4 protein-coding genes are annotated in these 7,593 nt (G+C 57.2%); all 4 read left to right on the forward strand.

Annotation, left to right across the window (positions count from 1 at the left end):
* The first annotated feature begins 167 nt into the window (after positions 1-167).
* The 4 genes from A15D_RS16700 (at position 168) to A15D_RS16715 (ending at position 6,522) form a co-directional block, all read left to right on the forward strand.
* Entirely contained in the window at positions 168-1,325 is a 1,158-nt protein-coding gene (locus tag A15D_RS16700; protein WP_102792851.1) for an acyl-CoA dehydrogenase family protein, read from the forward strand.
* Between the two features lie 215 nt (positions 1,326-1,540).
* Positions 1,541-2,347: an enoyl-CoA hydratase/isomerase family protein gene (locus A15D_RS16705; protein ID WP_102792852.1), complete on the forward strand. Its 807-nt coding sequence runs from the start codon at positions 1,541-1,543 to the stop codon at positions 2,345-2,347.
* Positions 2,348-2,462: 115 nt separating this feature from the next.
* Positions 2,463-4,427: an acetyl/propionyl/methylcrotonyl-CoA carboxylase subunit alpha gene (locus A15D_RS16710; protein ID WP_102792853.1), complete on the forward strand. Its 1,965-nt coding sequence runs from the start codon at positions 2,463-2,465 to the stop codon at positions 4,425-4,427.
* A gap of 265 nt (positions 4,428-4,692) precedes the next feature.
* Positions 4,693-6,522: a long-chain-acyl-CoA synthetase gene (locus A15D_RS16715; RefSeq protein ID WP_102792854.1), complete on the forward strand. Its 1,830-nt coding sequence runs from the start codon at positions 4,693-4,695 to the stop codon at positions 6,520-6,522.
* Positions 6,523-7,593 lie beyond the last annotated feature (1,071 nt).

Consider the following 7,593-nt stretch of genomic DNA (forward strand, 5'->3'; position numbering starts at 1 on the left):
GTGAATAGTGAACAGTTAACAGCGAAAACCCTGGCTCACAGGCTCTTACAGGTTTTGACTTCGCTGTTCACTGTTAACTCTTAACTGTTCACTCAACCCATAAATTCATAAACAACGACAGATAAAGAAGCGCTCGGCAAACCGAGCCAAACAACAGGACGCTTCCAATGATATTCACTCAAGAACACGAAGAACTTCGCCGTACCGTCCGTAACTTTGTGGACAAGGAACTCAATCCCCACGTGAAAGAATGGGAAGCGGCGGGCCGTTTTCCGATCCACGAAGTGTTCAAGAAAATGGGCGACCTGGGGCTGCTGGGTGTCACCAAGCCCACCGAGTTTGGCGGCATGGGTCTGGATTATTCCTACGGCCTGGTGATGAGCGAAGAAATGGGTCGCGTACATTGCGGCGGCGTCCCCCTGGCCGTTGGTGTACAGACCGATATGGCCACCCCGGCCCTGGCCCGTTTTGGCAGCGATGAATTGCGCCGCGATTATCTCGCCCCGGCCATTGCCGGTGACATGGTCGCCGCGATTGCGGTCTCTGAACCCCATGCCGGCTCGGATGTGGCCAACACCCGCACCACCGCCAAAAAAGACGGGGACGATTATGTGATCAACGGCACCAAGATGTGGATCACCAATTCACCCAGCGCTGATTTCTTCTGCCTGTTGGCCTGCACCTCCGACGGCAAGCCTCACGTCAACAAATCCCTGATCGTGGTGCCCAAGGATGCCGCCGGCATTACCGTGGACAAGCCGCTGGACAAGCTCGGCATGCGCTCCTCCGAAACAGCCCAGGTCTTCTTCGACAATGTGCGCGTTCCGCAACGCAATCTCATCGGCCAGGAAGGCATGGGCTTCATGATGCAAATGATGCAGTTCCAGGAAGAACGCCTGTTTGCTGCCGCCAATGGCCTGCAAGGGTTACAGCATGTCATCGATGAGACCATCCAGTACGCGCGGGAACGGGACATTTTTGGTATGCCGCTGATCGACAACCAGAGCGTGCATTTCCGCCTCGCAGAATTGCAAACCGAGGTGGAAGCCCTGCGCGCGCTCACCTACAGCGCCTGCGAGATGTACATCAATGGCAAGGATGTCCTGCAACTGGCCTCCATGGCCAAACTGAAAGTCGGTCGTCTGACCCGTGAGGTGGCCGACAGCTGCCTGCAGTACTGGGGTGGCAACGGCTTCATGATGGATAACCCGGCCAGTCAGCTGTATCGCGATGGTCGCCTGGCCTCCATTGGCGGCGGCGCCGACGAAGTCATGCTCGGGATTATCTGCAAGACCATGGATATCTTGCCGGGCAAGAAGAAATAAACGCACCAAGCTACAAGCTTCAAGCTGCAAGCTGTAAGGCGCGGGTTAGACCTCTTTGAATTTGAACACTCCACCCGCGCTCAAAGCATGAAGCGCGGGCAAGGTGGGTCAACACAACCAAAGCTTCGTGCGCGTTGAAGCTTGTAGTTTGAGGCTTGCTCCTCAACTTTCGCGCCCCAAGTGGCGTTCCTGCAGCGGCTCTGTAGAGAGGATTTATGACTTTACCCACAACCGAAACGCTGAACCTGAACCAGGACGGCCCGGTGTTACATATCACCCTCAACCGGCCGGAAAGCCGCAATGCCATGAGCCTGACCATGGTCAACGAGCTGACGGCGGTGTTTGCCGCTGTCAAAAACGACACGGCGGTTCGCGCGATCGTGCTGCGTGGCGCCGGCGGGCATTTCTGTGCCGGCGGTGACATCAAGGACATGGCAGGGGCCAGACAGAAAGCCGCCACCGGTGACAGCGATGCTTATGTGTCCCTGAACCGGCGCTTTGGCGAAATGATCACCGCTGCCAACCAGCAACCCCAGGTGGTGATTACCGTACTCGAAGGTGCGGTATTGGGCGGCGGCTTTGGTCTTGCCTGCATTTCCGATGTGGCCATCGCCCATTGTGATGCCACTTTTGGCCTGCCAGAAACCGGCTTGGGGGTCATCCCTGCGCAAATCGCCCCCTTTGTGGTGGAACGCATTGGACTTACCCAGGCCCGTCGCCTCGCCCTCACAGGCATTCGTTTCCAGGGCAACGAGGCCTTGCGGCTAGGCATTGTCCATGAGGTGGCCAACGATGAAAACGGCATCGAGGCCGCACTGCAAAGCACCCTCAAGGCAGTGCGTCGCTGCGCGCCCAACGCCAACCGGGTGACCAAGGCACTGGTTCTGAACGTCGGCCAGGAATCCATGGATAACCTGCTTGATCAAGCGGCGGTTGATTTCGCTAACGCCGTGAACGGAGAAGAAGGCCAGGAAGGCACCCTGGCATTCGTGCAAAAGCGCCCGGCGAGCTGGAACCAATAACCGCACGGCGGAAATGGGCGTCAGCCCATCTCTGCCATTACAGACAAAACGCCGCGCAGGCCATTTCCGACCTACGCGGCGCGAGCACAAACCGGCTGACCGGTAAGGATCACGCATGAGCTTTGAAAAAATCCTGATTGCCAACCGCGGCGAAATTGCCTGCCGGGTGATTGCCACGGCCCAATCGTTGGGCTATCGCACCGTGGCCGTGTATTCCAAACCGGATGCCCTGGCACGACACGTACAGATGGCCGATGAAGCCGTCTGCATTGGTCCAGCCCTCGCCAGCGCGTCCTACCTGAATGTGGATGCCCTGCTGGCGGCCTGCCAACAAACCGGCGCTGACGCCGTGCACCCTGGCTATGGCTTCCTCTCCGAGAACGCCGCCTTCGCGAAGGCTTGCCAGAACGCGGGGATCACCTTTATTGGCCCGGATGAGGCCGCTATCCACCTGATGGGCTCCAAGCGACTCTCCAAGATCGCCATGATCGAAGCCGGCGTGCCCTGTATTCCCGGTTATGAAGGCGAAGACCAGAGTGATGCCACCCTACTCGCTGAAGCCGAGCGTATTGGCCTGCCCCTGATGATCAAAGCCAGTGCCGGCGGCGGCGGCCGTGGCATGCGCGTGGTGACCGATGCCAACGAGATCCCCGCCCAGCTGAAAAGCGCCCGTCAGGAAGCGGCGAGTGCCTTCGGAAGTGACGAACTGATTCTGGAGCGGGCCGTGATGGAGCCGCGCCATGTGGAAATCCAGGTCTTCGGCGACCGCCACGGCAACGTGATCCATCTGGGCGAACGTGATTGCTCCGTTCAGCGTCGCCACCAGAAGGTGGTCGAGGAAGCCCCCTCGCCCGCTGTTGACGCAACCCTGCGCGCGCAGATGGGCGAAGCCGCCGTGAACGCCGCCAAGGCCTGCAATTATGTGGGCGCCGGCACGGTCGAATTCCTGCTCGCCCCCAATGGCGAATTCTATTTCCTGGAAATGAACACCCGCCTGCAGGTAGAACACCCGGTCACCGAACTGGTCACCGGTCAGGATCTTGTCGCCTGGCAAATCCGTGTCGCTCGCGGTGAACCGCTCCCTCTGCAGCAAGATCAGGTTACCCTTTCAGGCCATGCCATTGAGGTACGCCTTTACGCCGAGGACCCGGCACAGAATTACATGCCACAGACCGGTAAGATCCTGCACTGGCGCCCGGCCAGCGGTGACGGTGTTCGCATTGATCACGGTCTGTGCGAGGGCTACCTGGTGGGCAGCCACTACGATCCAATGCTTGCCAAGATCATCGCTTGGGGCGAAAGCCGCGACGACGCACGTCGGCGGCTGATTCGTGCCGTTGAAGACACCCAACTGATGGGCGTCGGTGACAACCGCGCTTTTCTGGCGGCCATCCTGCGCCATTCCTCTTTTGCCAACGGCACGGCAACCACCGCGTTCATTGGGGGTGATTTTGCTAACGACGCCAGTCTTTCCGGTGACGCACCTCAGCCCAGCCTGTGGGCATTGGCCGCGCTACTCGCCCGCCCCGCAAAGCCCCACTCTCCTGACCTGCAAGCGTGGCACTCCAGCTCTGTAGGGGCCCAGCCACTGAAACTGCGCTGTGGCGATACCGAACATACGCTGTATGTCCAAACCCAACAGGGGACCAGCACGGTCCAGCTCGGGGATACCCACCTGCAGCTCGCACTGGAATCAGGCCAGCGCGTCACGATAAACGGCGTCAGCGCGCCCTACCGGTTTGTCCACGAAGGCAACCAGCTCTGGCTCCAGTTCCAGGGGCACTGCGTCTGTTTCCAGGACATCACCCACAGCGCCGTGGCGGGCGTAGACAAGGCGGGCAGCGGACATATTCGCGCGCCCATGGATGGCGCGATCGTCGATGTGCTGGTTCAGGAAGGCGACCACATCTCCCGTGGTCAGGTACTGGTGGCACTGGAAGCCATGAAGATGGAACACAGCCTGAAGGCCGACTGTGACGGTGTAGTAGGCCCCATTACCCTGAAGCCCGGTGATCAGGTAAAACGGCAACAGCTGCTGGCCACCATCACCCCCGCTGACGGTTCACAAGAAAGCCAATGAAACCGGTGAAAGGGTGTGATTGAATCTCAATCCGGCATTTTGGGCCAAAACGCCCTGGGCCTGCGGGCCCGGGCATGGCTCGCGGGCACGGCGCTTGCCCTGCCCTGGTGCTGCGGTTAAGGTAAGCGCCCGCTTGCCAATTCCTGGTCCTGGCCGAGACGTTACCGGATAAGAAGATGTGCGCCATACGCCCGCTTTCTGGCCCGTATAGATGCATCCCGAAACGCCTTTCGGACCTCCCTAGAACACAGACAATGGAGCTCCCATGAGCAGCGCAGACATTATTACGTTGCCCCAGATTCTCTCCAAGGTTCCCGAGCTGGTCTCCAATCTTCCCGCCATGATCAAAGGCTCAAAGATGGCCAAGATCACCGACACCAAAAAGCCCTTGGGCCTGGGTGTCGCCATCGAGGAAGCCACCAGCAAGAACCCCAATGGCGCCGCGGTTATCTACCAGGACACCGAGCTGACCTACAAGCAGTTCAACGCCTGGGCCAACCGAATCGCCGATTACCTGGCCTCCATTGGCCTGAAAAAGGGTGACACCGTTGCGGTAAATGTGGAAAACCGCCCTGAATTGCTCGCATCCGTGGTGGCCTGTGCCAAATTGGGCGTCTGCGCCGCACTGATCAATACCTCCCAGCGCGGCAAGGTACTGATCCATTCTTTCAATCTGGTGAAACCCAAGGCTGCCATCGTGGGCGCCGAGCTGGTAGAGACCGTGGAAGAGGTACGCGGTGAACTGGACCTGAAAGACAACTTCTTCTTCTTTGCGGATCAGGACACCCTGGAAAACCCCGGCGAAGCACCCGCCGGCTACAAGAACCTGGCCACCGAGATCAAGGATTGCTCCAGCGAGAATCCTGCATCCAGCCGTCAGACCTTCCTGCGTGACCCCCTGTTCTATATCTACACTTCCGGGACAACCGGCCTGCCCAAGGCAGTAGTGTTCAACCATGGTCGCTGGGAAAAAGCCTATGGTGGCTTCGGTTTCTCCGCCGTGCGCCTCACCAAGGATGACCGTATTTACACCACCCTGCCTTTCTATCATGCCACCGGCATGGTGATCTGCTGGGCCTCAGCCATCGCCAACGCTGGCAGCCTGGTCATTGCGCGCAAGTTCTCCGCCAGTGGTTTCTGGGACGATATCCGTCGCCATAACTGCACCGCTTTTGGTTACGTGGGGGAGCTGTGTCGCTATCTTCACGAACAACCCGAAAAACCTAACGACCGGGACAACCAGATTCACACCATTGTCGGTAACGGACTGCGCCCGAGTATCTGGAAAGATTTCAAACAGCGTTTCGGCATTGAACGTGTCGTCGAGCTGTATGCCTCCTCTGAAGGCAACGTGGCCTTTACCAACGTCTTCAACTTCGACAACACCGTAGGCTTCTCCCCGGTGAGCTATGCCATCGTCAAGTACGACAAAGAACGTGATGAGCCGGTGCGCGACAAGAACGGCAACATGATCAAGGTGGGTAAGGGTGAATCCGGCCTGATGCTCGGCGAGATTACTGACAAGACCCCGTTTGATGGCTACACCGACCCGGAAAAGACCGAAAAGTCGATTTTCCGTGACGTTTTCAAGAAAGGCGACGCCTGGTTCAACACTGGCGACATGATGCGTGACATCGGTTTCCGTCACGCCCAGTTCGTTGACCGTCTGGGTGACACCTTCCGCTGGAAAGGTGAGAACGTTTCCACCACCGAAGTGGAACAGATTCTTGATGGCTTCGACGGCATTCAGGAATCCGTGGTTTACGGCGTAGAAATCCCCAATACCAATGGCCGCGCGGGCATGGCTCAGGTACGCCTGAATTGCCCACACAGCGAATTCGATTTCAAAGGCTTGTGTGCCTACCTGAAACGCGAATTGCCAGCTTACGCCATCCCTGTGTTCCTGCGGATCAACGAGCAGGCCATGGAAACCACAGGCACCTTCAAGCACCAGAAGAACAAGCTGAAAGAGCAGAAATACGACCTGAGCCAGCAGGACAACGCGGTCTACGCGCTGCTGCCCAAGGAAGACTGCTACCAGCAGCTTGATGCTGAGACCCAGAAAGGTATCGACAGCGGCGAATACCGCTTCTGAGGCAACAGCGAAGCACAGCGACAGAAAAGGCGCCCTTGCGGCGCCTTTTTCTGTTTGGAGGAGTCTCCAGACGAAACGCTAACCCGCCCCTACCCTCTACGAGCTACCCACAGGCACCAAACTATCCACGACTGCTGTGGATAACACTGTTAAGGATAAACGGATAACCTTCTGTATCGCCCGTATTTAAAGGGTCTCAGCATCTTGAGCAGTTTTTGGCCACGAAAAATAGCATTGACTTATCCTGTTTTTCCGGTCCGGACAGAAACGACCTGGAAGAAATACACAAAAGCTGTGGATAAGAATGTGGAAAAGCTGCAGAAAACCTCCCGCAGGCCAGACATACCGGTCACTTCGCCAAATTGCCGAAAATTTACCCCCTTTCAAAAGGCAATTCAGTTTCAATAACTTAGCGTGTATTTTCTAACCGACAATAGATGACAAACGAGTGACAGCCGCAACGGACTCACCGCTATCAGCTTGTGTAAAACCGATCACAATTCCACAGATAAAGACGGGATATTCACAGCCGCCCCCTAATGCTGAATCCTGCCCGCCCCGTTTTCCACAGGTTCTGTGGATAACGCTGTTGATATCCCGCTCATAACAGAAAGAAAGCGGCAAACTTCCTTAGCTTTAACGACATGGTCACTTTTTAACCAGCACAAATAATCTCTTATTTATCATTAGGTTACACAATTTATAAAGCGTATTTCACAACATCGTCACATACAAATGCAGAATTTATGCATTGACAACATCCTGTGAACAAAATTGGGGCGACACAACGTTACCATGCGTGACACCCATCATTGCCTGTGCATAAAACGGGCCATGTCTTAGTCGTGATTCCCCACATAATGCCAGGCAAACAGGCACGACCACGAATAGACGAGGTTTTCACCGCAAAAGACAAGGACGGCCAGAGTGACAGGAGGAGCCAAGAAAGCCACTCGCTGGCACCCAAGGGGTGGGAAGGGGCTCGGTTAACGCTGCAGCAAAGAGCATCCCGCAGGAGCGTCGCTCGCGGCGCGATCCCCAACGCCCAAAATCGCGCCGCCAGCGACGCTC

Source organism: Alcanivorax sp. MD8A, assembly GCF_002888555.1.
Taxonomy (GTDB): Bacteria; Pseudomonadota; Gammaproteobacteria; order Pseudomonadales; family Alcanivoracaceae; genus Alcanivorax.

What these genes read in the sequence shown, in the direction of transcription:
- A15D_RS16700 (WP_102792851.1), top strand. Translation starts at nt 168, where the DNA reads ATGATATTCACTCAAGAACACGAAGAACTTCGCCGTACCGTCCGTAAC.
- A15D_RS16705 (WP_102792852.1), top strand. Translation starts at nt 1,541, where the DNA reads ATGACTTTACCCACAACCGAAACGCTGAACCTGAACCAGGACGGCCCG.
- A15D_RS16710 (WP_102792853.1), top strand. Translation starts at nt 2,463, where the DNA reads ATGAGCTTTGAAAAAATCCTGATTGCCAACCGCGGCGAAATTGCCTGC.
- A15D_RS16715 (WP_102792854.1), top strand. Translation starts at nt 4,693, where the DNA reads ATGAGCAGCGCAGACATTATTACGTTGCCCCAGATTCTCTCCAAGGTT.